At 62.4% G+C, this 24,169-nt stretch carries 20 protein-coding genes; 9 read left to right on the plus strand and 11 right to left on the minus strand.

The window, feature by feature from the left end; translation table 11 throughout:
• Window positions 1-41: 41 nt before the first annotated feature.
• Genes BP869_RS07135 through wtpA form a run of 3 tightly spaced genes read right to left on the minus strand, consistent with a single transcriptional unit; the run spans window position 42 to window position 3,000 of the window.
• On the minus strand, window positions 42-1,109 hold the full coding sequence (locus BP869_RS07135; RefSeq protein WP_342678230.1) for an ABC transporter ATP-binding protein: 1,068 nt from the start codon (window positions 1,107-1,109) through the stop codon (window positions 42-44).
• Window positions 1,096-1,908 carry an ABC transporter permease gene (locus BP869_RS07140; RefSeq protein WP_342678232.1) on the minus strand — a complete coding sequence of 271 codons (813 nt, stop codon included), beginning with the start codon at window positions 1,906-1,908 and terminating at the stop codon, window positions 1,096-1,098. The genes BP869_RS07135 and BP869_RS07140 overlap by 14 nt, the downstream gene beginning before the upstream one ends.
• Before the next feature lie 18 nt (window positions 1,909-1,926).
• Complete coding sequence (wtpA, locus tag BP869_RS07145) at window positions 1,927-3,000, minus strand: tungstate ABC transporter substrate-binding protein WtpA (RefSeq protein ID WP_342678234.1); 1,074 nt, start codon at window positions 2,998-3,000, stop codon at window positions 1,927-1,929.
• A gap of 129 nt (window positions 3,001-3,129) precedes the next feature.
• On the opposite strand from wtpA, the gene hisD reads away from it, so the two are divergent.
• Together hisD and BP869_RS07155 are read left to right on the plus strand one after the other, a co-directional pair.
• Window positions 3,130-4,386 (plus strand): histidinol dehydrogenase, encoded by a 1,257-nt coding sequence (hisD, locus tag BP869_RS07150; protein ID WP_342678236.1) that lies wholly within the window; start codon window positions 3,130-3,132, stop codon window positions 4,384-4,386.
• A 552-nt stretch (window positions 4,387-4,938) separates the two neighbouring features.
• On the plus strand, window positions 4,939-5,196 hold the full coding sequence (locus tag BP869_RS07155; RefSeq protein ID WP_342678238.1) for a hypothetical protein: 258 nt from the start codon (window positions 4,939-4,941) through the stop codon (window positions 5,194-5,196).
• A gap of 169 nt (window positions 5,197-5,365) precedes the next feature.
• Here the strand turns inward: BP869_RS07155 and BP869_RS07160 are convergent, their stop codons facing one another.
• The 7 genes from BP869_RS07160 to BP869_RS07190 form a co-directional block, all read right to left on the minus strand.
• Complete coding sequence (locus BP869_RS07160; protein ID WP_342678240.1) at window positions 5,366-6,316, minus strand: HD domain-containing protein; 951 nt, start codon at window positions 6,314-6,316, stop codon at window positions 5,366-5,368.
• Window positions 6,316-7,593 (minus strand): BREX system ATP-binding protein BrxD, encoded by a 1,278-nt coding sequence (gene brxD / locus BP869_RS07165; RefSeq protein WP_342678242.1) that lies wholly within the window; start codon window positions 7,591-7,593, stop codon window positions 6,316-6,318. Before brxD ends, BP869_RS07160 begins: the two co-directional genes overlap by 1 nt.
• A 4-nt stretch (window positions 7,594-7,597) precedes the next feature.
• Entirely contained in the window at window positions 7,598-9,427 is a 1,830-nt protein-coding gene (locus BP869_RS07170) for a hypothetical protein (protein WP_342678244.1), read from the minus strand.
• A 75-nt stretch (window positions 9,428-9,502) separates the two neighbouring features.
• On the minus strand, window positions 9,503-10,456 hold the full coding sequence (locus BP869_RS07175) for an ATP-binding protein (RefSeq protein WP_342678246.1): 954 nt from the start codon (window positions 10,454-10,456) through the stop codon (window positions 9,503-9,505).
• A 20-nt stretch (window positions 10,457-10,476) separates the two neighbouring features.
• Window positions 10,477-14,685 (minus strand): PAS domain S-box protein, encoded by a 4,209-nt coding sequence (locus tag BP869_RS07180; protein WP_342678248.1) that lies wholly within the window; start codon window positions 14,683-14,685, stop codon window positions 10,477-10,479.
• Window positions 14,686-14,890: 205 nt separating this feature from the next.
• Window positions 14,891-15,406, minus strand: coding sequence for a DJ-1/PfpI family protein (locus tag BP869_RS07185; protein ID WP_342678250.1), 516 nt, complete (start codon window positions 15,404-15,406; stop codon window positions 14,891-14,893).
• Between the two features lie 124 nt (window positions 15,407-15,530).
• A complete protein-coding gene (locus tag BP869_RS07190) occupies window positions 15,531-15,758 on the minus strand; it encodes a hypothetical protein (protein WP_342678252.1) in 228 nt (75 codons plus the stop codon).
• A gap of 54 nt (window positions 15,759-15,812) precedes the next feature.
• On the opposite strand from BP869_RS07190, the gene BP869_RS07195 reads away from it, so the two are divergent.
• The 7 genes from BP869_RS07195 (at window position 15,813) to BP869_RS07225 (ending at window position 22,213) form a co-directional block, all read left to right on the plus strand.
• Window positions 15,813-16,253: a PaaI family thioesterase gene (locus BP869_RS07195; protein ID WP_342678254.1), complete on the plus strand. Its 441-nt coding sequence runs from the start codon at window positions 15,813-15,815 to the stop codon at window positions 16,251-16,253.
• 155 nt (window positions 16,254-16,408) lie between these two features.
• Window positions 16,409-17,992, plus strand: coding sequence for a CTP synthase (locus BP869_RS07200; protein ID WP_342678256.1), 1,584 nt, complete (start codon window positions 16,409-16,411; stop codon window positions 17,990-17,992).
• Window positions 17,993-18,002: 10 nt separating this feature from the next.
• Entirely contained in the window at window positions 18,003-18,920 is a 918-nt protein-coding gene (gene guaA / locus BP869_RS07205) for a glutamine-hydrolyzing GMP synthase (protein WP_342678258.1), read from the plus strand.
• 15 nt (window positions 18,921-18,935) lie between these two features.
• Complete coding sequence (locus BP869_RS07210; protein ID WP_342679112.1) at window positions 18,936-20,072, plus strand: acetylornithine/succinylornithine family transaminase; 1,137 nt, start codon at window positions 18,936-18,938, stop codon at window positions 20,070-20,072.
• The gene (gene hisC, locus BP869_RS07215; RefSeq protein ID WP_342678260.1) at window positions 20,056-21,114 is read left to right on the plus strand and encodes a histidinol-phosphate transaminase; all 1,059 of its coding nucleotides are present in this window, start codon (window positions 20,056-20,058) and stop codon (window positions 21,112-21,114) included. The genes BP869_RS07210 and hisC overlap by 17 nt, the downstream gene beginning before the upstream one ends.
• Window positions 21,111-21,623: an adenylate kinase family protein gene (locus BP869_RS07220; RefSeq protein ID WP_342678262.1), complete on the plus strand. Its 513-nt coding sequence runs from the start codon at window positions 21,111-21,113 to the stop codon at window positions 21,621-21,623. Before hisC ends, BP869_RS07220 begins: the two co-directional genes overlap by 4 nt.
• Window positions 21,620-22,213 (plus strand): CDP-alcohol phosphatidyltransferase family protein, encoded by a 594-nt coding sequence (locus BP869_RS07225; protein WP_342678264.1) that lies wholly within the window; start codon window positions 21,620-21,622, stop codon window positions 22,211-22,213. The genes BP869_RS07220 and BP869_RS07225 overlap by 4 nt, the downstream gene beginning before the upstream one ends.
• Window positions 22,214-22,931: 718 nt before the next feature.
• Here the strand turns inward: BP869_RS07225 and BP869_RS07230 are convergent.
• On the minus strand, window positions 22,932-24,134 hold the full coding sequence (locus BP869_RS07230; RefSeq protein ID WP_342678266.1) for a hypothetical protein: 1,203 nt from the start codon (window positions 24,132-24,134) through the stop codon (window positions 22,932-22,934).
• Window positions 24,135-24,169 lie beyond the last annotated feature (35 nt).

The following is a 24,169-nucleotide window of genomic DNA, read 5'->3' on the forward strand; positions in this document are numbered from 1 at the left end:
ATGGGAGGTAGTATGAAAAAAGATGTTTATGGGGATATCGGTCAGTCTGCCGGCAGGGTGCGGGCGGCGCTTGCCTTGAAGGAGGCGATGACGACCATACCCGCGGCAAGGCCTTCTTCATCGGCAGAGCGCCTGGTAACGAGCGCCGTGAGCGGGAAACCGCAGTCAAGGTGGAGACGGACGAGCGCCCCGCCGAGGGGCACGATGCCGGTGACCGTCGCCTCGAACCTGTTCCGGGCCATGCCTGTGCCCTCGCCGGGGCGTGCGATCGCGACGTCGGCCGCCCCGACGACCACCGCCACCCTCTCTCCGGCAGAGGAGTCTGAGATGGCAGAGATGTCGACATCACCGACCCGCACCCCGGCAAGGCCGCCCGCGTTCTCTGTCACAGTTCCGTCGAGGATGTTCTCCATGCCGACGAAGCGGGCCACTTCAACCGACTGCGGGTCTTCGAAGACCTCCCGCACAGGCCCCTCCTGCGCCAGACTGCCATCGATGACCACCGCCGCGCGTGTGGCAAGACGCAGAGCCTCCTCCCGTGCATGGGTCACCTGTACGATGGTGAGGCCCCTTTCCCGGTGGATGCGCCCGATATCGATCATCAGCCGTTCCCGCGTCAGCGGGTCCAGCGCGGAGAAGGGTTCGTCGAGGAGGAGGATCTCGGGCTCCACGGCAAGGGCGCGGGCGATCGCCACCCTCTGCTGCTCGCCGCCGCTCATCGTTCCAGGATAGCGGTCGGCAAGGCGTTCGATCCCGAAGGACACGAGCAGCCTCTCCGTCCGGCTGGCGACCTCCTCCTTCGTGAGTTTCTGCATCTTCGGACCGAAGGCGATGTTCTCCCGCACGGTCATGTGGGGGAAGAGGGAGTAGTCCTGGTAGACGAGAGCGATCCGCCGTTTCTCCGGCAGCACGGCCGAGACGTCCTCGCCGCGGATGAGCACTTCTCCCGCGTCAGGGAGATGGAGGCCCGCGATCGCCTCCAGGACCACGGTCTTTCCCGCTCCCGACGGTCCGATGATGAAGTAGTAGTCCCCTTTCTCGATGGAGAGGGAAACGTCCTTCAGGGAAAAGTCGCCAAGGGCGAGAGAGACATGCCTAAACTCGATCATATTTCCTCCCGATAAAGCGGCTTGCTGTCCGCAGGATGATAAAGACGGTGAAACAGGCGAGGATCATCACGAAAGCGACGGTGCTGCTCTCCTTGATCCCGCTCGTCGTGAACCGGTAGTAGATGAGCGTGGAGATGACCATCGGATAGTAGGCGATCATGATGATCGCGGCGAACTCCCCGATCGCCCTCCCCCAGGCAAGGATACTCCCGTTGAAGATGTCTCGGGCTGCAAGAGGGAGGACAACGGTGCGAAAGGCCGTGAACCGCGAGGCCCCGAGAGTCCGGGCCACGTTTTCGAGGTGGACAGGCACCTTCTCAAAGCCCTCTCGCACCGCGTTCACGAAGTACGGCGAGGCCACGAAGACCATGGCGACGACGATGCCGAGGTAGGCGTCCTCGAACGAGATGCCGACTGCATAAAATGGGGCGCCGATGAGGCCGCGGCGCATGAACAACAGGTAGACGAGGATGCCCGCCACGGTGTGCGGGAGGATGAGGGGGATATCGACGATGCTCTCCACGACCCCCTTGCCGCGGAAGTCGGTCCGTGCGAGGACATACGCGAGGGGGATGCCGAGAATGAGGAGGATGAGGACGGCGTTCAGCCCTGCTCCCATCGTCAGGACGACGGAGTCGACCACCTTCGCGTCAGAGGCGACTCTCAGGAGGTGAGGGATATCGGAGAGTTCCTTCACGGTCATCGAGAGGAGGGAGAGGACGGTGAGGCCGAGGATCACGCCGCCGATGAGAGAGAAGGAGACCAGGCAGCGGTCACGGAGTACTGAGGTCTGGGCCATGGTCAAAAAAAGGAGAGTTCAGGGGGATGCGGTGAGGGCCTTCAGTTCGGCCGGGACAGTGCCGAAACCACCTGCCGGGACGATCGGGGGCTGGCCCTGTGCGTCCATGACAGCCTGCCCTTTGTCACCGATGAGCATCTGGACGAATGCGATGCCGCCCTCAGGGTTCTCCGCGTTCTTCGGCACGGTCGCGCCGTAGACGATCGGCTTTGCGGTCATGAGGCCGCCGGCAGTCTCTATCGTCACCTTTGCATAGTCGTCGGCGTACGTCACCGAGGAGAGGTCGATCGCCTCAGGGAGTTCGACGAAGTTGAGATTGTTCTGGGAGGCGACCGAGCGGTATTCCCAGGCATAGTCGATGCCGCCATTCTGGAGCATCTGGACAAGTTCGACCGACTTCGGCCTGATCTGGAAGGTGTCCTTCGGCTCGGGGGAGGTAGCGAGGATCGTGTACGTGCCGTTCTCTTCAGTCACCGTGATGTTCGAGTGCTCGGAGACGACTCTGTCGAAGAGGGTGTCGTTGCCATAGTGCTGCTCCGCGAGCTGGATCGCCATCAGGGAGCGGTAACCGCAGGGGTCGAGGTTCGGGTCGGAGCATGCCCACTGAACGTCGGGCTTCTCCAGGATGGTATACCAGGTGTCGGCGCTGATCTCGTCGGCGTACTTGCTCTGGTTGGTGTAGCAGAGCACGATCTGGTTCTTCGCGAAGGTCACGTACCAGTCGGCCGAGCCCGGCATCATCAGCTGCGGGATGAGGGTGTAGTCAGCCGACGCAAAGACGTCGGCGCTCTTGCCGAGGTCGGTGATGTCCTTGACAAGCTTGGTCGAGCCGCCGGGGACGAGCCTGACATCGACACCCGGATGCGCTGTCTCGTACTGCTTTTCAAGTTCTTCGAAGGGGGCGGCGAGGCTGCCTGCATGGTAAACGGTGATAATCTGACCGGCCGCGGCGGCCGTCGTCTCTACCGGTGCGGTGGTCTCCGCAGGTGTCTGGTTGCCACCGTCGGTCTGCTGGGTGGTCGTGCAGCCGCAGAGGAATATGGCGGCGCAGAGGAGCAAAACCACAGATAATGCCGTAATTTTACTATTCATACGATATAAAGTCGCTATTATTCCAGATAACTCTTTTTATCTGTGCCGGATTAATGAAACGTTATTAATCGGGCCCTCTGCACGGCCACGGCAAGTCTTAACCCTCCTTGCGCCGAACCTTTCCGTACTATGTGGAAGGCGCTGGACATAGAGGAATGGAAGAACCAGCGGCGGTCCGACCTTGCAGGGGCGAAGGACGCCGTCGCCGGTATCGTCGATGCGGTGCGGAAGGACGGTGACGAGGCGCTCTACGCGCTCACGAAGAAGTTCGACCACATCGACCTTGAGGACCTTGCCGTCGCCCCCGAGGAGTTCGAGGGTGCGTACGAGGAGGTGGACGACGCCCTGGTCGAGAGCCTTGCCGAGGCCGAGGCACACATCAGGCGTTTCCACGAACTGCAGCGCAACCGCTCGCTCTGGCTCGACGAGGTGGAACCCGGGGTGATCCTGGGCGTGAAGACGACGCCCCTCGACCGCATCGGCGCCTACGTGCCGGGCGGCAGGGCCGCGTATCCGTCGACCGCCCTGATGACGACGGTCCCGGCGCAGGTGGCTGGGGTCGCGGAGATCTGCGTCTGCTCCCCGCCCCCGATCCATCCCCTCACCCTGGTGGCCCTCGATATCGCCGGTGTGGACGAGTGTTACCGCGTCGGCGGCGCACAGGCGATCGCGGCGATGGCTCTCGGCACGGAAACCATCGACCCGGTCCAGAAGATCGTCGGGCCAGGGAATGTCTTTGTGACGGCGGCGAAGATGATGCTGCGTGAAGAGGCCGAGATCGACTTCCCGGCCGGCCCCTCGGAGATCGGTATCCTTGCCGACGCGACGGCGAAGCCCGCGTTCGTCGCGGCCGACGTCCTTGCCCAGGCCGAGCACGACCCCCATGCCGGGTGCATCCTGGTGACCACCGACCCCTCCCTCCCGGCGAAGGTCGGCGCGGAGATCAAGAGGCAGATGGCCACGGCGGAGAGGCGCGCCATCATCGAGAAGGCCCTCGATCACTCGGGCTATGTGGTCGTCCGCGACCTTGACGAGGCGATCGCCGCGATGGACGACATCGCCCCGGAGCACCTCTCCATCCAGGTCGCCGACCCGATGGCGGCCCTCACCGCGGTGCGGAACGCGGGTTCCATCTTTGTCGGGCCGTACACCGCTGTCGCCTTCGGCGACTACGCCTCAGGCACCAATCATGTGCTGCCGACCGCGGGGTATGCGAAGGTCTACTCCGGACTCGACATCCACCACTTCTGCAAGACCTCCTCTGTCCAGATGATCAGCAGGGAGGGTCTTGAGTGGCTCGGCGGTATCGTGGAGAACCTCGCCTCTGCCGAGGGCCTCCACGCCCATGCAAACTCTGTCAAGATCCGCAGGCGGAAGGACGCCTGAACCCTCTTTTTTTCGGCTCATCGGACTCTGTTGCATTCCTCTTCTGGAGTGAACATGAGGGGGTGCTCACACCCTTGCCCCTACGTGATGGATCGGCAGAGGACGGGAACCCCCTCTGAACAATCAGCGGCCGCCTTCCCGCCCCTATCGCAATCCCGGGGATTCCGGGGGAACGACCAGAGTGAGCTTGAGAAGATCTTTGATCTTCGATAGCGCCCCCGGCGCGAGCGTGTGGGAAGGCATGTCGATCAGACGGGCCGTCCCCAACAGAAGAACGAGAAACTTTACCCTGCTCTCTCTCGCCGGGGGGAGAAACCCCGGACCCCCCACGGCGAAGATAGCCGAGGGGCGGCGAAGTGCCCGGTTCCCGGCACCCTCAAGGCCAGGAGAAGAGGAATTGAGGGTTTCAAAAGAGCCGTTCGTCGTTCATTCCAGCGTGGACATTGACGAGTGGGAACCCCCCGGAATAGGGCCGGGGGCGTCTCCAGAACTTATTTTTTCGGGTTAGTTTAACTTGTTCATTTACATTCCTGGCATTGTACAGGAATAATCATGAACAACCCCCCTGCACCGGGAGCGGTGCGCTACATCGTTGTCGACAGGGAAAGCCGAAAGACCCTCTGCATCACCCCCTCCTATGAAGAGGCCTGTCAGGCCTGGCAGGAGGAGATCGGCTACGCGGCCGAGATCCATGCCGTCCCGGCCACATCACAGGTGGCATTCGTCGGGAGAGGGACCAGGATCGCCGACCCCGAGGTCTGTCACCTGCCATGGCGTGGGTTTGTGTTCCCTCCTTCGGTCACAGAGTGATCCCTGGGGCAGGCCCTCACAGGGCCCGGAAAAAAAGGGGATGGCTCTGGAGAACTCCCGGTCCAGAGCACAGGTGGCGGGTGCGGCCTGTTTGATTTTCCCTTTTTCTCGACTCCCTTTTGTCGTCCTCTCGAACCCTTCACGTTCGGAAGGGTCAGATAGAAACCTTTCAGAACCGCCAGACAGGGCCGCCGCTCCGCCACCCGTTCTTCCGGGTGCCGGGTTCGGCCTCCTTCTGGTCGTCGGCCGCCTCGCGCAGGGTGGCGCTCGTCAGGTCCGCCAGGTGGACGGCCCATGCCTCCGGCGTGTGGCAGGGCACCTCGCCGTGGGGGCCGTGGTGGGCCTGGACAATATGGAGCAGGTGAGAAAATCTTTCCTCCGGGATGCGGCCGCGGAACCGGGCAAGATAGGAGACGCCAATGGTGACATGGCCGACGAGGTCATACTCGGGTCTCGCCGTGAAGGCAAGCCCGGCCTCGTCGAAGCAGAATGCCTTCCCGATATCGTGGAGGAGCGCCCCCGCGACGACGAGGTCGCGGTCCATCGGGATGCAGGCGGCATCGCAGGACGCTGCCGCGATCCTGGCCGTCTCCAGGGTGTGTCCGGCAAGGCCGCCGCGGTACTCGTGGTGCCGCGACTTCGCGGCAGGTTTCATGAAGAACCCGTCCGCGCCGGCAATCGCTTCGAGCACCAGATCTCGCAGTGCGCCGTCGGCGATATCGCCGGCCATCGCCAGCACACCACCCTTCAGTTCGGCCTCGTTCACCGGCGCACAGACGAAGTCCGCCGCAGAGACCTCGTCGGGCGGCACCTCTGCGAGGTCGGCGATCCCTTCGTTCACCGATACCTGCACCGCGCCGTTGTAGGCCTTTGCAAAGCCCCGGATACGGTAGACAGCCCCGACCTTCAGTTTTTCTGCCGCCGTAGAAACGGCCTCGCCGTACCCCTGCACGCCCCAGATGTTGCAGGCGAGAGACCCGGTCCTGTCGGCGACCTGCGCCAGGATATAGGGACTCCCGTCCCTCTTCTGCTTCACTTCGGCAGACCTGAGGAGAAAGATCCCGTCGACCTCCTCCCCATCGGCGATATCCCCGACAAAGGTTTCCTTCCGGTTGGCCATCAGAACTCCACCTCAAGCACCGCCTCTTCCTCCTCCTTCAGGTCACCCTTCACCTTCTCCCTGTCGAAGGCATAGGCGGCCGCGGGGTTGTACTCCGGGTACAGCCCGCACTTGTCCAGCACATCCACGAATTCGCGGAGGAAAATGCGGGGGATGACGTCCACCCTCCCGCCGAACCCCGTCGTGACACGGTCGATCATCCCCTGCATAAAGCGGTGGGAGACGCGGTTCCTGTCCACCGGCGCGGCGGCGTCGGCATAGACCTCGCAGACCTTCAGGGCCGCCTCTTCCAGTTTCTGCAGGTCGAAGGGGCGGAGACGGATCTGGGCCTGGAGGGGGTTGGCATAGTCGTCAGCGCCCACGATCTTCAGGCGGTCGTACAGGGGCGGCAGAGAGCGTATCCCCTTCGACCCCTCGAAGAAGGCCGGCGTGCCGGTGAAGAGGAAGTAGCAGTGCGACATCTCCCCCCTGTCGACGGCGTCGACGATCTGGCGGAGGTTACCGTAGCCCTTTGCCCGGAGGTTCGAGGGCAGGGCCTGCACCGTCTCGACCTCGTCCACCGCCACTGCAAGCCCGGCATACCCGGCCGCCCTGATGATCCGCATAAAGCCCCGCAGAAAGACGAGCGCCGAGACCTCGTCCACCTCGCCCTTCACGCCGGCCGCCTGCCTGAACTTCCGCCCCACATGGGGTTCGCCCGAGAGCCAGCCGAGCGCCGCCTGGGCGAGAGGGAAGTCCCCGGCGCAGTTCGCCGTGTAGTAGACCCGGAGCGCCGCGGCGAGTGCGGGGTTCACTGCCGAGATGTCGGCAAGGGCCGCCTCGATCCTCTCCACCGTCCCGGTCTTCAGGGCCTCGTCCTCCTCCGAGACCCCTTCGACCTCGATGATCCTCTCCTCGATCGCGAAGATCCAGTCGTCCACGATCTCTTTGAGGGCGTTCTCGTGCTCCGCAGTCCTGAGAGACGAGAGGATCCGGTAATACAGCGCGCTCTCCTTGTGGAGAGGGGTGTCTGCCGAGATCATCACGTGCGCGGTGACAAACGTCTTTTCCCGTGCGATTTCCAGGGCCCGCGCCACCAGAAAAGTCTTCCCGCTCCCGTAATCCCCGCAGACGAATTTGATGTCGGCCCCTCCCGATGCGGCGAAGTCAAGTTGTCTGCCGATCACCTCTTCTTCCACCGACAGGCCAACGGCAAGACGTTCCAGCCCCGATGCAGGCACAGTCCCGCGCCTGAGCGCATTGATGATCCCGATACTCTCTGTTTTTCTCCCGTCCATCAACTCACTTCCCGCAGTAGACATATATCTCGCCGTGCTCGCCCATGCCCTGTTTTTCGATCAGGGGGACGCCGGCGTCGTTCGCTTTTTTGATCAGGCGGTTCACCACGCCGCTCACCCGGCGGGTATCGAGCACCTTGCGGAGTTCCTCCTCATTGGTCTCGCGGTGCTGGCGTAAAAAGGCGACCAGCGCCTTTTCGCGTTCGTCGAGACCGAGGTCCGGCTCTTCGGCATCGTTTTTGCTCAGGTCGGTTCCTGCTGTGCCGGCACTGGCACCTGCAGCCACCCCACCGCCTCTGCCTTCAAAGGGAAAGACCGGAAGTTCGGCGACCGTCGCCTCCTTGCACCGCCTGACGACATCGAAGAAGGCGTCCGTGCAGGTGCGGGATAGGTCCAGCCCGTGGAGGCAGTACTCCTTGCAGCGCACATAATCGCCTGCGTCCAGCGCCTCCACGGCCGCTCGGAGGCAGACCCGCGCGAAGACCTCGGTCCCCTCAGGGCCGAGGTGGCCGGTCTCGGTCGAGAACCTCCTGACGAGCGCGTCGAGAAGCCTCTTCCTCCCTGCGCCTCCCTCGTCACCGCCGATGACGGCCTCGGCCACCTTCACGAGGTCGGCGGTCCGCTGCGTGTTCGTGAGAATATGGATGAGGATCTTCTCACACTCCCGCGTCTCGCCCTGCCGCGCCAGAAACCGGGCGTACTCGATCCCGCCGTTGAGGAAGTCGAGCCTGTACGCCCGGTACAGCCAGTCCCGCGCCGTCTCCATGTCCCCGAAAGAGGCATAGAACAGGCCCGTCCTCGTAAGGCTGACGACGTTCGGATCACGGGAGACGGTCTCAAGGTAGCACGCCGGCACTGTCTCCGGGGCGTACGCCTTCCTGAGAAACTGTTCATAGGCGGCGACGGCCATCTCCAGGGTCTCGGGATCGTCCATCCCGCTGATCCCATCCCTGATCAACGCCTCGTAGCACTCCCTCGCAAGCTCGGTCTGCCCGGTCGCCGCGATGAGTTCACAGGCGACGAGCTGGTGGATCGGGTGAGGGCTCCGGGCGAGGAGGCGTTCGCAGGCCTCCAGGGCCTCGCGGCACCTCCCCTCAGACTTGAGCAGGAGGACATAGTCAAAGAGGAGGTCGTCGTCAGGAGTCTCCCCGAGATACCGGGGAAAGATCTTCAGGGCCGCAGGCCGGTCGAAGGCAGAGAGGGCGGCGAGGTACTGCCGCAGAAACGCCGGGTTTGCCGTCCTCCTGAAGGTCTCGACCGATGCCGCCGCGGCGTCCCGGTGCCGCCCGGCGACCATCAGGGCGTCGATGTACTCGGCATCGGCATCGGTCCCGCCAAGGAGTTCCTGATAGGCCGAGAGCGCCTCCTCCCCCCTGCCACACTCGATGAGGGCGCGGATCAGGGCGCGAGCATCATCCTTCTTTCCCGAGACCCGGGCAAGGGCGGAGAGGATCGGAATAGCCGACATCTGGTCGCGCTTCCCGGAGAAATATGCCGCGTAGGCCCTGAGAGCCTCTTCGTTTGCCGGGTCGAGCTGGACTGCCCGGGCATAGGCGGAGACCGCCCTCCCGTCCCCCCGCGCCGAGAGCACCCGGCCAAGAAAACTGTGAAGGTACGAGGAATCGGGCATCTTCCTGAGGAGATCCCTGAGGTGTGCCTCCGCCTCGTTGTATTCCGCGAGGGCAAAGAGGTTTGTGGCGACGAGTATCGCAAGGGAGGTATCGTCTGAGCCGTTCAGGAGGCGCGTGCACAGGTCGATCGACTCCCTGTACTTCCCTGCTTCATAGAGGGCGAAGGCTTCCTTCCCGGCATCGGCTGGTGGTTGATCGGTCATGCGTGGTTGCGAGTACTTCACCGCACGCCCCAATAAGGGTAGTGAAAAAAGTCTGACTCTCCCGGCACCAGGCACTCAGGCGTTGAGGAGTTCCTGCAGCATGCGGGAGAGTTCATCGATCCGATACGGCTTCCCGATACTCCCGAAGAGCCCGAACGTCTTCGGGTTCCTGACAACAGGGTCGTTCAGGTAGCCGCTCGACACCACCACCTTCACCGCCGGGTCGAGTTCGCGGAGACGGGTGAAGGTCTCCTCACCGCCCATCCTGCCCGGCACGGTCAGGTCAAGGATGACACCGTCGAAGGGCTTCCCCTCTTTCAGCGCCTCTTCAAAGCGCGTCACCGCTTCTTCGCCGTCCTGTGCCGTGGTCACCGTGTAGCCGAGATGCCGGAGAATGTCGCTGGTGGTTTCGAGAATACCTGCTTCGTCGTCCATCAGCAGGATCGACCCGATCCTGCCTGACGTTATGACCTCGGGCTTCATCTCTGCATGTACATTATGTGCAGATGATGGCAGATAAAGGGAGAAGATTGTCCCGGCACCGGTTTCAGACGCCACATCCATCCATCCTCCATGATTCTTGATGATGGGAAGGGCGACCGCAAGGCCGAGGCCGGAACCATGCTTTTTGGTCGTGAAATAGGGGTCGAAGATCCGCCCCAGATGCTCCTTCTGGATGCCGACGCCATCGTCCCTCACCGTGATCCGCACGTACGAACCTATCGGAAGAGGGACAGGATCGTTCCCTGACACCTCCACGACCTGTGCCCCGATAGTCACTTCACCGCCGCCGGGCATCGCCTGGTCGGCATTGATGATCAGTGCCTGGAGCACCTGGAGGATCTGGGCAGGGTCGGCGTCCACCGGCATCGGCCCGGGCCCGAGGTCGAGCCTGCAGGTGCTCTTCGAGCCGCGGAGTGCGTAATTTGCCGCTTCATGGATGATGTCGGCGACATCCAGCGTGTCTTTCCGGGGTTCTGTCCTATCGGAGAAACTGAAGAGTTGCCGCGTGATCTCCCCCGCCCGCATCGTCGCCGCCTCGGCCTCGGTCAGGCGGTGGTAAACGAAATCGTCGGTGAGAGCTTCATCCGGGCAAGGTTGAGATTGCCCATGATCGAAGTGAGAATGTTGTTAAAGTCGTGAGCAATCCCACCGGCAAGTTCAGAGAGGGAGAGGAGTTTCTCTGTCCTGACAAACTCCTCCTCGGCTTTTTTCACCTCGGTGATATCGCGGCCGACAGCCTGATACTCCGAGACGTCACCGTCAGGGGTGAAGATGGCCCGTAGCGTCCACTGGTGCCACCGCACATCCCCGTCAGGGTGCCGGGCGGCGCCTTCAAGGGTGATGCTCTGCCGGCCACCCGCAAAACGCCCGGCAAGGGAAGTAAGGAGATCCTCACAGCCATCAGGGAGGAGTGCGGCGACAGAAGACCCGAGTATCTCGTCCCTGCTGCGGCCGAAGGAGCGGCAGCACGCCTCGTTCACGAAGGAGAGGTGCAGGTCGGACCCGAACCGGCAGATCCATTCGGTCTGGTCCTCGACCACGCCGCGGTAGCGCGCCTCGCTCGCCCGGATCTCCTCCTCCATCTGCTTGCGCACCGTGATGTCCTCGGCGAGGGCGACAAGCCCCCTCTTCCTGCTGTCCGCGAGCGGCCTGGCATTCCAGACGAGGATCTTTGTTTCACCGTTTTTCGCCAGGATCGGGAGTTCCATGTTCTCGATCCGTCCAGAGGAGGAGATCCTCTCACGGATGTCGTGCATGATGGCGTCTCTGGAAACGGTGTCAGGGATGAGGAGATCCCAGACCATGCCAACCGGCTTTCCGACCATCTCGTCCCGGTCGAACCCTGTGATCTCGGCCGCCGCCTTGTTCCAGACGCTCACGTCCCCTTCCTCGTCGATGACGGTGAGGAGCATCATGGCATTCTCAATGACACTCTCCCTGAACGAACTGAGTGCCCGGACATGCTCTTCCGCGCGTTTGCGTTCCGATATCTCCAGGCCAAGGAGTTCGTTTGCCCGTGTCAGTTTCTCGGTCCTTTCGAGGACGAGTTCTTCGAGGTGCGTACGGTACTTCGCAAGTTCCTCCTCGATCTCGATCCGCTCGGTGATGTCGGCGAAGGAGAGCATGATGCAGAGAGGTTCGTTCTCCTCATCTGTCACCATGTTTGCCGATACGCTGGCATGGAAACGTTTTCCTCCCTTCTTCTTCCCGACCAGATCTCCCATCCATCCCCCGTCCCTGTCGATGCGGTCGAGGATCGCGGCGATCTGCTTTTTCTGCACCCAGAACCGGTCAAGCGGCTTTCCCACCACTTTCTGAATATCCTCGTAGCCCCATTGTTTCAGGGCTGAGTGATTTGCAAAGACGAGGTCGCCCTCGAGATCGGTGATGATGATCGGGTTGATCGAGGAGGTGACAGCGCTGTCCATGACCCTGAGGGCCTCTTCGATCCTCTTCCTCTCCGATATGTCGATCGCCGACCCGATGAGTTCGACTGCCTTCCCTTCTTCGTTTCGGATTACCCGTACTTCAGAGTGGACCCAGCGGTACTTCCCGTCCTTGTGCCTGATCCTGTACTCGAAGGTCCGCCTGCCCTCCTCGATGAGTGCGGTATATTCCTCGCCCTGGACGCGCGGACGGTCCGCAGGGTGGATGTAGGTGGACCAGAATGTGGAGTCGAAGAGGATCTCCTGCGGTTCGAAGCCGATGAGGCCGGTGATGTTCTCGGTCACAAAGGTGATCGGGCCCATCCCGCGTCCGGTGGTCGAGGGTTCTGCCGAGAAGATCGCCACCGGGCTTGAGGAGAGGATGTGCTGGAGACGCGACTTTGTCGATTCGAGTTCGACTTCGAGACGCCGCCGCTGGAGCGCCACCGAGGAGAGGTGGGCAAAGGTCTCGATCGTCGAGACCGATTCCAGACAAACCTCGTCCCTGAGAACGACGACCACACAGCCGAAGAGTTCGTCGCCCCGTGCAATCCCCATGACATATTCTTTCCTGCTGGTGCCTTTTGCGAAGGTATCGACAATCGTCCTGATCGGCCCGGCGAGGAGTCCAGACTTCCCTCTTCCTTCCAGCGGCAGGACCACACCCCTGCCGAGGTCTTCGATGAGGTCGGCCGGGATAGAGACGGTCATGCCCCTGCAACTGCGTGCCAGGGAGTAGAGGCGGGGGGACTGGTCTTCGTCGATACCGGAAATCGCCCGCACGGTGAGGGTCGTGTCCAGGTCGTCGTACCGGGAGACTATGGCGAGTGACCCCTCGAGGAGACTGCAGAGGCGGTCCGCGATATAGCGGTAGATCTCCTCCTCAGGCGGCAATTCGACGAATCCCATGGCCGCACTGGAAAGGAATGAGAGTTCTCTGACATACTGGATTTCCCTTTCTTCGGCGTGTTTACGTTCACTGATATCGCGAATGACGCCCATGACCCCGATCGGTGACCCGTCACCTGCACGCAGGGGATTGATCCGCACCTCCACCCAGACCTGACTGCCGTTGGGACGGTGTGCCTCCAGTTCCATGACGCGCGAGAGGGGTTCCCCGTCGTCTGCGACTGTCAGGATCTCGCATGCGGCCCCGGAAAAGACGTCGCCGTCGCCCGCGGCGAAGCAGTCGGTCACCGGGCGGTCAACCAGCCCTGCGGCAGGCCAGCCAAGGAGACGTTCGGTCGACGGGCTCACATAGGTGAACCTGAGGTCAGGGTCAAGGGTGAAGATAACGTCAGTGGCGTTCTCGGCGATCAGCCGATAGCGGTGCTCGCTCTCCCGGAGTTCGACCTCGGTCTCGTTCTGCTCCGTGATGTCGATGAGAGAGATGATGGAGTATGTGGTCCCCGGGATGAGGGAGACATTGACGATCATATCTCTCGGGGTGCCGTCTTTTGCATATGTCCTGCATTCGTAGGACTTCGGTATGTCCCCGGCCCCGGCGCGCCTGAGTTCGTGGAAGTGTCTGACCATCTGGCGGTCTTCCTCGTCGACGCAGGAGGTCCACATGAAGCCGTTCCTGAGATCGTTGGCATTATACCCGAAGAGGCGCTCGAACTCGGCGTTCATCCTGACGATAGTCCCCTCGTTGTCGAGAAGGAAGGTAGCGGTTCCGGTGGTCTCAAGGAGTGTCTGGTAGGTGACCTCTGACTGCTGCGCCGCCTCCAGCGCCGTCTGCTCCCCGAGGTACACCCCGATCACTCCGGTGACGGCGTGGAGGAAGGCGTCCCCGCCTGAGGGCACTGCCTCTTCTGCCGCGTGCCTGATGCGGAGTTTCCCTCCTTCCTCGCCGGGAGGGATGGGAATGATCGTTTCTGTATCTTTCTTTTTTCGGCGCCCTGCCTCGGCAGAGGGTATGCCCGGGGCCTCTATCCCGATCCAGGAACACCAGGGGGCCGCCTCCAGCACCAGGCGCGCGGCCCCTGCAAGGACGTCTCCGGCCTCCCGCATCCCGTCGGTACAGAGGGCGGCAAGAGCGGAGAGGCAGGATGGCCACGCGTCCGTACCTGCGGCACGGGACATCTCTCTCTCCCTGCACCATGCCCACTGAACCTCCGAGAGCGAGCCGTCCGGGAAGAAGGTGCCGCAGATCCTCCATGCACCGCCCGGCGAGGGGATCACGGCCGCCGGTTGCGTCGCGGAGAGTCTGCCGAGGCGTGCGTCCACCTCCGATGCCGCCATGCCGGGCAGGAGTTCCCTTATATCTTTCCCGCGGATAGCCTCCTTTCTGGTGCCTGTCATCTCACAGAATGTCTCGTCGGCCGTGACGACCGCGAGGTCGGGCCCGGTCGTGCAGGTACAGATGCCGCAGGCTTTGGTCAGGTTTTTCAGCCTCTTCTCGTTCTGGAGGAGTGTCTCCTCGGCCTGTTTGATCCCGGTGATCTCGCGGAAGATGTCGAGTCTCAGGCCCTGCAGTGCACTCCCGGAGACGACATGGCTGGAGTAGGTGATCCACCGTGACCCGACACCGCGCAAGGGCAACTCAGGCTCCCGGCACTCTCGGGCCTTCCGGTAGACCGCTTCGATCCTGACCCTGAAGGATTCCGGATCTTCGAAGAGGGGGGAAAGTTCGGATTCCATGACCTCCATGACGTCTCTCCCGACGATTTCTCCGGGAGAGAGACCAAAAATACGGCCGAAAGTCTCGTTGGCATAGATGATCGTCCTCTCCTGACCGCTGATGAGGATGCCGTCCCCCGATCGGTCCATTGTCAGGAGCAGGTGGGAGATACCTGACTCCAGACGGTCGATATTCGAACTCTCCACAGTATATCCGCTCCCACGTCCCTTATGGACGAGGTAGCCATCAGCACTTATAATGGTTATGTATTTTCCATTTGCCGCCACCCCTATCTTTATTGCAGAGAGTATCCACTGTTGCGCCGTTTCTCTTCAGGGATCTCTGCCGGAAACAGTCTTTCACGCGCTTTAGTCTTTCGGATGCGGCGTGCGAAATTAAAAAAAGAGGACTTCAGGGGGAGAGAAGGGAAAGGACTGCGGCGGCGAAGGCCTCCGAGGCAAAGGGCCCGTTTGCCGTGACGACCTGCCCGTCCACGACGACGGCATCGTCCGTGAGCGTCGCGCCGCCCCGCCTGATCTCGCTGACCGATCTCGGGCTGTTGAAGACGGTCGCTTTCTTGCCCTTCAGAACGCCTGCACGGGCGAGGACGACCGGGGAGAGGCAGATCGCGGCGACGACCTTGCCCTCGGCGGCGAAGGCCTGCACGAGCCTGATAAGATCATTGTTGCCCCAGAGAAAGTCCTGAGACCCGATGCCGCCGGCGATGACGATCCCGTCATACGCCTCAGGTGCGACCTCTGCAAAAGTCACCGTCGCTTCGGCCGCACCGCCGAGCATCCCCTCACAGGTGCCGGTCTTCGTCGAGGCGATCACGGTCTCCACGCCGGCCTCGGCGCATGCCTTCTGCGGGACGAAGAGTTCTTCGTCGCGGAATCTATCCGGTGCAATGGCGAGTATGAGTTTCATACCACTCAATGGGAGATTTTTCCCAATAACTCTATCTTTGTAGACAGACGGTTGGCGCGCCTTCATTCCTTCGGTGAGGGCGCGCGTACCCGCCGGTGCATCTATCGGTCGGAAAAAGTGGAGATCACCGGTGGCCTCGGAGGTGGCCGGGGAGGGCGGTGCCGGGCCTGTACTTCTCCGCCATTGCAAGAGCGGTCTCGCGGAGGGCCTGGTGGTCGGTCAGGCAACGTGCCGGTGGCGCCTCTTTCCTGAGTATCTGGGAGGTGTTCTCCGTGATCTGGATCAGTTCTGTTGCGATCACGGCGTTGAGCCAGATGAGGTCTTTGAGCATCTCTTTCTCGGATGGATCCATGAAGGGGTATGGGGCCTGCTCCTTTATGGGCTTTTCAGGGTTCCGGGAATGATTATGCCGGAGACGGTCCCAGTCCTGATCATGAGTTATCTCCAGGAGATCGCGGCAAAAGGGCGGATGGCAAATCCGTTTTTTGTTCTGATGGGCATCGAAGTCGTATCTTTCGGTGGAGGCGAGGCCGTGCTCTCGATGACAGTGCGGCCCGAGATGCACAACGGTGCAGGCTGGTTGCAGGGCGGCATCTACACCGCCCTTTCCGACGAGGCGATGGCACTTGCCCTCACCACCCTCCTCGACGAAGGCGAGCATATCGCCACGATCTCCGAGACGACGCAGTATTTCAAGGGGGTGCGGGACGGCACCGTCAGGGCAATGGGTCGGGTCGTCAGAAAAGGTCATGCCGTCGCCTTTGCCGGGGGCGAGATCACAGGCACCGACGGCACCCTGCTCGCGCGGACGACCGCCTCCTTTGCGGTCATGGGACAAAAGTCCTGAGCGAGGCTGACAGAAGAGGAAAATATCGTGACATTTCATGATCTCCGGAGAAATGCGGTTCAGCCCGGGCCGGGCTTCTCCTCTCCCCCTCCACTAGAACTATAATCCTCCGGTGAGATATAATGGGGTACGACGAGATCCGCGGGGAATTTGTTTTGAAGTATATATTCGTTACTGGCGGCGTAATGAGCGGCCTTGGCAAAGGCATTACTGCGGCATCGATCGGGAGGATCCTCAAGAACCGGGGTTACCAGGTCACGGCCATCAAGATCGATCCCTACCTGAACATCGATGCAGGCACGATGAACCCCGCCCAGCACGGCGAGGTCTTCGTGCTCAGCGACGGCGGCGAAGTCGACCTCGACCTCGGCAACTACGAGCGGTTTCTCGACATCGAACTGACGCGGCCCCACAACATCACGACCGGGAAGATTTACAAGACTGTTATCGAGAAAGAGCGTCACGGCGACTTCCTCGGCAGCACAGTCCAGATCATCCCGCACATCACCGACGAGATCAAGGGCCACATCGCAAAGACTGCCGAGGCCTTTGAAAACCACGGTCACAAGGCCGAGGTCTGCCTCGTCGAGGTCGGCGGGACTGTCGGCGATATCGAGAGCATGCCATTCCTGGAAGCGGTGCGGCAGATGCGCGGCGAACTCCCGGCACAGGACACCGCACTCGTCCACGTGACCCTGGTCCCGGCAGACACGATGGGCGACCTCAAGACCAAACCGACCCAGCACTCGGTCAAGGCGCTGCGCGAACTTGGTCTGCGGCCCGACATCATCGTCTGCAGGAGCGACCGCGTCCTGCCCGGCCATTCCAGGCGGAAGATCTCCGACTTCTGCGATGTCCCGATCAGCGCTGTCATCAGCGCCGCGGACGCACCCGACATCTACCAGGTGCCGATGGAGCTTGAGAAAGAGGGGGTCGCAAACGTCATCCTCGACACCCTCGGCCTGGAGAAGCGCGGCGTGGACTCCGAGTGGTATCACACGGTGACGGCCGAGTACACGAACAGGGCGACGATCGGGATCGTGACCAAGTACGGGATCGAGGACGTCTATCTCTCGATCAAGGAGGCGCTGAAGCATGCCGGCCGCGCCCTCTCGACAGAGGTGCGGATCCGGTGGCTGGACGCCGAGACCTTCGACGACCATGACCTTGCCGAACTCGACGGCATCCTTGTACCGGGTGGGTTCGGTTCGCGGGGCGTCCCCGGCAAGATCCGCGCCATCCAGTATGCCCGGGAGCACCAGATCCCCTTCCTGGGGATCTGCCTCGGTTTCCAGATGGCGGTCGTCGAGTTCGCCCGTGACGTGCTCGGCTACAAAGACGCTATCTCCGAGGAGTTCGGGCCTGGTACGCATGTCATCGCTCTCCTGCCCGAGCAGGAAGAGGTGAAAGACCTCGGCGGGACAATGCGCCTTGGCAACTGCCAGGTCGATGTGGCGACCGGCACGACGGCCTGGGACCTCTATGGGAAGACCGGGATCATCGAGCGCCACCGCCACCGGTACGAGGTGAACCCCGACTATATCGAGGAGATCACAAAGGCGGGGCTGGTCTTCTCCGGCAAGAACGGGAACAGGATGGAGATCCTGGAACTGCCTGGCCACCCGTTCTTCTTTGCGACCCAGTTCCATCCTGAATTCAGGTCGAGGCCGACACGGCCGTCGCCGCCGTACCTCGGCTTTGTGAACGCGTGCAAGGAAAATAAAGAGATAAAACAGTAGAGGAAGTGCAATGGTGAAGGTAGAGAAGTTTGTCGAGACCGCGATCGAGGAGATCAAGAAGGAGGCCGGGGACGAGAAGGTTGTCGTCGCCCTCTCCGGCGGTGTCGATTCATCGGTATGCGCGATGCTCGCAAGCCGCGCCATCGGGAAGAACCTGATCCCCATCTATGTGGACACCGGGCTGATGAGGAAGGGCGAGAGCGAGCGGATCTGCGAACTCTTCTGCGACCTCGGGCTGAAGAGGGTCAATGCAGCGGACGAGTTCTTCGCGGCGCTGAAGGGGATCACCGACCCCGAAGAGAAGAGAAAGGCCATCGGCGAGAAGTTTGTCAGGATCTTCGAGCGCGAGGCAAAGGCGACGGGTGCGAAGTACCTCCTGCAGGGGACGATCTACCCTGACAGGATCGAGAGCGAGGGCGGGATCAAGAGCCACCACAATGTCGGCGGCATGCCTATCGACATGCTCTTCAAAAAGGTCATCGAGCCCCTCCGCGACCTGTACAAGGACGAGGTGCGGGACGTTGCCGGTGCCGTCGGCCTGCCGGCCGAGATCCAGCACAGGATGCCCTTCCCTGGCCCGGGCCTTGCGGTCCGCGTCCTCGGCGAGGTCACGCCCGAGAAGATCGCGGTCGCCCGCGAGGCGAACGCCATCGTCGAGGAGGAACTGGTGGAGCGTTACCAGCCGTGGCAGTGCTTCGCCGCCCTCCTCGGCCGGGGGACCGGCGTCAAGGGCGACATCAGGTGCTTCGGCTGGGTCGTCGCCATCAGGGCGGTGAACTCCCGCGACGGCATGACTGCCGACCCGCTGGAAGTGCCGTTCCCGGTGCTCACTGCAATTGCCGGACGGATCACCTCGGAGATCGCCGAGGTCTCCAGGGTCGTCTACGACATCACCCCCAAGCCCCCTGCGACCATCGAATACGAGTGAGGCGACAGTATTATGATGGAGTTATCACGGAATTACCGGGAACTGGATGCTCGCTATTACATGCCCGCCTTCTCGCGCACGATCGAGATCGTGCGCGGGCAGGGAGCGCATGTCTGGGACGCGGACGGGAAGGAGTATATCGACTGCGTGGCCGGGATTGCCGTCTGCAGCACGGGCCACTGCCACCCCGCGGTGGTGGAGGCGATCTGTTCGCAGGCGCATGACCTGATCCACTGCTCGAACCTCTACTATGTGCCGCACCAGGCCGAACTTGCCGAGAAGATCGTTGAGATCTCGGGCTTCAAGAACGGCAAGGCCTTCTTCTCGAACTCCGGGGCCGAGGCGAACGAGGGCGCACTGAAACTCGCCCGCCTTGCCACCGGCAGGAAGAAGTTCGTCTCTTTCACCCACAGTTTCCACGGGCGGACGATGGGGTCGCTTGCCGTCACCTTCAAGCCGAATATCCGCGAGCCCTTCGAGCCCCTTGAACCGGGCTGCACCTTCGTCGAATACGGCGACCTCGATGCCCTGGAGAAGGCCGTGGACACCGACACCGCAGGCGTGATCGTCGAGGTGATCCAGGGTGAAGCCGGCGTCATTTCCGCCCCTGAAGGTTTCCTTGAGGGTATCAGGGATGTCTGCGACAGGAAGGGCGCCCTGGTGATCGTCGACGAGGTCCAGACCGGGATGGGCAGGACCGGAAAGTGGTTCGCCTTCCAGCACACGAAGGCGGTGCCGGACATCGTCACGATCGCGAAGGGTATTGCGAGCGGTTTCCCCATGGGCGCGCTTGTCGCCCGCGAGGGCCTTGAGTTCAAGAAGAGCGAGCACGGCAGCACCTTTGCAGGCGGCCCCCTCGCCTGCGCAGCGGCCAGGGCGACGATCGGTGTCATCGAAGGGCTTCTCCCGTCGATACCGGAGAAGGCCGGGCGCTTTGCCCGCGGCCTTGCCGCCCACAACCCCCGGGTGCACGGCCTCATGATCGGTTTCACCCTTGGCGAGCGCTGTCCTGCCGTGCAGGCGTACTGTGCCGAGCACGGCGTCCTGATCAACTGTGCGGCAGACGGGAACATCCGCCTGGTCCCGCCCCTGGTGATCTCGGACGAGGAGATCGACACGGCTGTCGGGGTCATCAATGCAGCGCTTCGTTAGACAGCAGTACGCCGCACCCGGCGGCTACGTCTTTGCGAAGAGCGCGGAGGAGATCGCCCGCGAGAACGCGCTTGACCGCGTCGCCCGCCTGGCCAGCAACGAGAACCCTTTCCCACCGTCTGATGTGGTGGTCGCCGCCGGCCTCGCCGCCCTGAAGGAGGGGAACCGGTATCCTGCCGGCCACCCCGATGCGATCCTCAGGGCGCTGAAGGCGGTTCACGGCGATCACGCCTTCATCATCGGGAATGGGATGGACGGCGTGATCGAGACGGTCGTGCGGACGGTGGTCGACCCCGGCGACCGCGTCGTCGTCTCCACCCCGACATTCTCCTTCTACGGTCTTGCGGCGGCGGCGCAGGGTGCCGAAGTCGTGAACGTGCCGCGGGAACCCGACTTCTCGGTCGATGCCGGACGCTTCATCGAGGCGTGCCGCGGCGCGAAACTCGCTTTCCTCTGCACGCCGAACAACCCGACAGGGAATGCCGTCCCCGTCGAGACGGTGCGGGAGATCCTCGACGGGATCGACTGCCTCCTCTTCCTGGACAACGCCTACATCGAGTTCTCCGATATCGACTACCGCCCCCTGATGAAAGAGTACGACACTCTCATCGAGGGGCGGACCATGTCAAAGGCCTATTCCCTTGCGGGTCTGCGCTTCGGGTACGCTTTTATCCCCGACCGCCTCCTCCCCCACCTGGACAGTGCGTCCACGCCCTTTGCCGTGAACACCGTCGCCCTTGCGGCGGCCGGTGCGGCCCTGGCCGATCAGGCGCACATCAGGGAGGCCGTCGCGCATGTCCGGGCGTGGAGAGAGCGGTTCATAGCAGAGATCCCCCTGCCGGTGACGCCGTCCGACGCGAACTTTATCCTCGTCGACGTCGCACCTCTCACCGGTGATGAGGCGATGGAGCGCCTCGCCGCCCGCGGTGTGATTGTTCGGTCGTGCCGGAGCTTCCCCGGCCTTGAAGACCGCTATATCAGGGTCAGCATCGGGGCGGACTGGGAGAACGAGCTGTTTCTACGCGGGATTGCAGAACTATGATGATTGGCATCACCGGTACGCCGGGCACGGGAAAGAGCACCATCGCCGGGATCCTGGAGAGCCGCGGCCATGTGGTCGTCAGGGCCGGCGAGACAGTCGGGCCGTTTGTCCTCGGCGACGACCCTGCACGCGATACGAAAATCGTGGACGAGGAGGCATGGGCGGCGGCGTTCACCCCGGTAGACGGTTTTGTCGAGGGACACCTCGCCCACATCCTCCCCTGCGACCGTATCGTCGTCCTCAGGTGCCGGCCCGATGTGCTGGAAACGCGCCTTGTGGCCCGCGGCTATGCTGAGGCAAAGGTGCGCGAGAATGCCGAGGCCGAGGCACTCGACGTGATCCTTGTCGAGACTCTGGAAAACTTTGAAAGGAATGTGGTGCTTGAGATCGACACGACGACGACCGGCCCTGAGGAGGCCGCCGATCTCATCGCGGGCTTTGCCGCCGGGACTGTGCCCCCGTCCTCGGGCTCGTTCGACTGGTCGGCGTACCTGCTGGAGGGTCTATGACCCTCGACCGCTTCCGCCCCTATGTCGCAGGCCTCCTGACCCCGGCGATCGCCGCGGCCAGGGCCCTCCGCCTGACGCCGAACTTCTTCTCCGTCGGCGCTCTCCTCGCCGCCTTTGCGGCCGGCCTCGCCTTCTATGAAGGGATGCTCGCCGCCGCCATCGTCCTTGTGGCGGTCAATGCCATCTTTGACGCGCTGGACGGCGCCCTCGCCCGGGAACTTGCCATCGCAAGCCTGCGCGGCGACTTCATCGACCATGTCTCAGACCGCTACGCAGACATCGTCATCATCACCGGCATCTTTGCCGGAGGTGCGGCCTCGTGGGAGATCGGGGTCTTTGCCCTCACGGGCGTGCTGATGTCCTCGTACATGGGCACGCAGGCGCAGGCCCTCGGTGTCGGCCGCTATTACGGCGGTGTCCTCGGGCGTGCAGACAGGCTTGTCCTCCTCATGATCGCCGGCGTCCTCGACCTCTTCCTCGGGACGACGGTCTATGGCCTCCCGTACCTCGGCTGGCTCCTGGTCTTCTTCGGGATCTTCGGCCACTACACCGCCATCCAGAGGATTGCGTATATCTGGAAGCGGATCTGAAACTTTTTTTCTGGCGGATGAGGAGAGGAAGCCGGTCTCTCCTCATTTCTCATGATTGGGGACGGACGGCGACACGCGGCCATGTGAAACGCGGCCGACCTTTCCACCCTCGCGCCTGGTTTACACCGGGTGGTGCAAACATGGCGGCCGCGGAGGGGAGCCATATCCGACGGCTATGTGTGTACAGGAGTACAGAGAGAGAAGTGTGTACAGATACCCCGGATAATTTGCACACGATCCGGAGAACACCCGGCACGGTCGGCCGCGGCGTGTGTGTCATGCTGTGAAATCCGGGGTGGTGCAAACGACGGGAATTTTTGGGCTTGAACGACTTTATTTCCATATCTGCGGTTTTCTGTAACTTCTTTCCCGGGTGCAAACCCGGCGCGAAGTATAAACCTGGCGCGAAGTAACTACAGGGGTTCTGGGCTCTGTAGAGACACCCATGCCAGGGGAGATGTATCTCCCCATAATCCTGTGACAGGCCGCGTGGATCCGCTACCTTTCCCCCGGCGGTACCGGGGCCGACGACCTAAAGGTCTTCTCAAGCTCGCTGACGCCCGCAATCCCTGGACCGCGAAACCTTCGGTTTCTCGACTCCCTCCGGTCGTCCCTGATCGAGAGAGACAGGGCTACGGCAATCTCCCTCCTCTGGTTCTCCTGTTCATTCTTCCTGGGGCCAATCATATGTGGGGATCCGGTTTCCCCCGCCTGCAGTTCACCGGCGGCATGAGACCGGGACGAGGGCGGTGCCTGTGGTGAAATATCGTAAATAGCGCTCATCAGGTTCTTCGAGAGGGGTGACATACTTCGTCAGGACGAGGTAACCATCGTCTGTGGCGATTGCCCCTGAGCCCCAGTCCATCCCCGGATAGCCGGTGGTCTTCTGCCAGCGGAGCTCACCGTCCCGGCCGAACGCTGCGATGAGGGTGTCGGTGGCATATGTCGTGAAGGGCGGGCACTCGATATCGTACGAGAGGATCCCGACGGCGACGATCTCGCCGTCTGGCCCATCAAGGAGGGTCTCGAAGGTTGCCGCTCCCCTCTCTTCGTACTGCCGTTCCCAGATGATGGAGCCCTCAGGGCTCATCTTTGTCAGGGCCGGAACCTGACCCTCCGTGTGCCGCACGGTGCCGGCAACGACAAAACCGTCATCCACCGGCAAAAGGGCTGAGATCTCCCCCGGCCAGGCCTCTGCAGAAAGGACGGTGCCGTTCTGACCGGCCCTGACGAGCGAATGGCTGGTGGTGATGAAGACCGTGTCCCCTGTATCTGCAATCCCGGTCACGTCGCCTCCGGCATCGCTGCTGGAGACGACAAAGGAGGTCTCGAGGAGGGGGGCGCCGCCTGTGTCGAGGCGCCAGAGAGAGGTCTCGCGCCGGTTCTCGACCGTGTAATTATCGACGGTGCTCACGGTGTCCCGGTGCCCGGCGAGGAAAAATCCCCTGTCAGAGGCGGGGGCGATCTTCAGGACACCTGAGTCCTCCTCCAATGTGCTCTGCATCTCCCACCGGAGGGTGCCGTCGTCGGCGAATTCCGCGGCCCATGCTTTCCTCTGTTTGCTGCCGGCGACGACCCACCCGCCGTCAGGAGCGGAGACGGCGGCACGGGGACTGGCATCTGCGGAGGCCGTCCAGAGGGTAGAACCACCCGGCCCGGCCCTGATGAGGAGGGCCTCAGAGGTATCCTCCTCCGGCAGGTAGGTGACTGCGTCGACGACCAGGAGATAGCCCCCGTCCTCTGCCGGAAGGAGGGCGATCGGGATGAGGTCGCCTGTACCCGATGGCGCCCTCTCCCCCAGGTTCAGGAGAGATATCGGGGAGGAGAGGGTCAGGCCGGCCTGGACAGAGATCGCACTGGCCAGGGGACAGATCGATGCGAGAAAAAGTGTCAAAAGGATGAATGAAACGATCGGGCGCATAGACGTTCTCTGTAATGACGATAAATAAAACAGAT

This window comes from Methanofollis sp. UBA420, assembly GCF_002498315.1.
Taxonomy (GTDB): domain Archaea; phylum Halobacteriota; class Methanomicrobia; order Methanomicrobiales; family Methanofollaceae; genus Methanofollis.

Excerpts from the sequence above, each read along its gene's own strand:
- BP869_RS07135 (WP_342678230.1), bottom strand. The coding sequence starts at position 1,109 with ATGATCGAGTTTAGGCATGTCTCTCTCGCCCTTGGCGACTTTTCCCTG.
- BP869_RS07140 (WP_342678232.1), bottom strand. The coding sequence starts at position 1,908 with ATGGCCCAGACCTCAGTACTCCGTGACCGCTGCCTGGTCTCCTTCTCT.
- wtpA (WP_342678234.1), bottom strand. The coding sequence starts at position 3,000 with ATGAATAGTAAAATTACGGCATTATCTGTGGTTTTGCTCCTCTGCGCC.
- hisD (WP_342678236.1), top strand. The coding sequence starts at position 3,130 with ATGTGGAAGGCGCTGGACATAGAGGAATGGAAGAACCAGCGGCGGTCC.
- BP869_RS07155 (WP_342678238.1), top strand. The coding sequence starts at position 4,939 with ATGAACAACCCCCCTGCACCGGGAGCGGTGCGCTACATCGTTGTCGAC.
- BP869_RS07160 (WP_342678240.1), bottom strand. The coding sequence starts at position 6,316 with ATGGCCAACCGGAAGGAAACCTTTGTCGGGGATATCGCCGATGGGGAG.
- brxD (WP_342678242.1), bottom strand. The coding sequence starts at position 7,593 with ATGGACGGGAGAAAAACAGAGAGTATCGGGATCATCAATGCGCTCAGG.
- BP869_RS07170 (WP_342678244.1), bottom strand. The coding sequence starts at position 9,427 with ATGACCGATCAACCACCAGCCGATGCCGGGAAGGAAGCCTTCGCCCTC.
- BP869_RS07175 (WP_342678246.1), bottom strand. The coding sequence starts at position 10,456 with ATGCGGGCGGGGGAGATCACGCGGCAACTCTTCAGTTTCTCCGATAGG.
- BP869_RS07185 (WP_342678250.1), bottom strand. The coding sequence starts at position 15,406 with ATGAAACTCATACTCGCCATTGCACCGGATAGATTCCGCGACGAAGAA.
- BP869_RS07190 (WP_342678252.1), bottom strand. The coding sequence starts at position 15,758 with ATGGATCCATCCGAGAAAGAGATGCTCAAAGACCTCATCTGGCTCAAC.
- BP869_RS07195 (WP_342678254.1), top strand. The coding sequence starts at position 15,813 with ATGCCGGAGACGGTCCCAGTCCTGATCATGAGTTATCTCCAGGAGATC.
- guaA (WP_342678258.1), top strand. The coding sequence starts at position 18,003 with ATGGTGAAGGTAGAGAAGTTTGTCGAGACCGCGATCGAGGAGATCAAG.
- BP869_RS07210 (WP_342679112.1), top strand. The coding sequence starts at position 18,936 with ATGGAGTTATCACGGAATTACCGGGAACTGGATGCTCGCTATTACATG.
- hisC (WP_342678260.1), top strand. The coding sequence starts at position 20,056 with ATGCAGCGCTTCGTTAGACAGCAGTACGCCGCACCCGGCGGCTACGTC.
- BP869_RS07220 (WP_342678262.1), top strand. The coding sequence starts at position 21,111 with ATGATGATTGGCATCACCGGTACGCCGGGCACGGGAAAGAGCACCATC.
- BP869_RS07225 (WP_342678264.1), top strand. The coding sequence starts at position 21,620 with ATGACCCTCGACCGCTTCCGCCCCTATGTCGCAGGCCTCCTGACCCCG.
- BP869_RS07230 (WP_342678266.1), bottom strand. The coding sequence starts at position 24,134 with ATGCGCCCGATCGTTTCATTCATCCTTTTGACACTTTTTCTCGCATCG.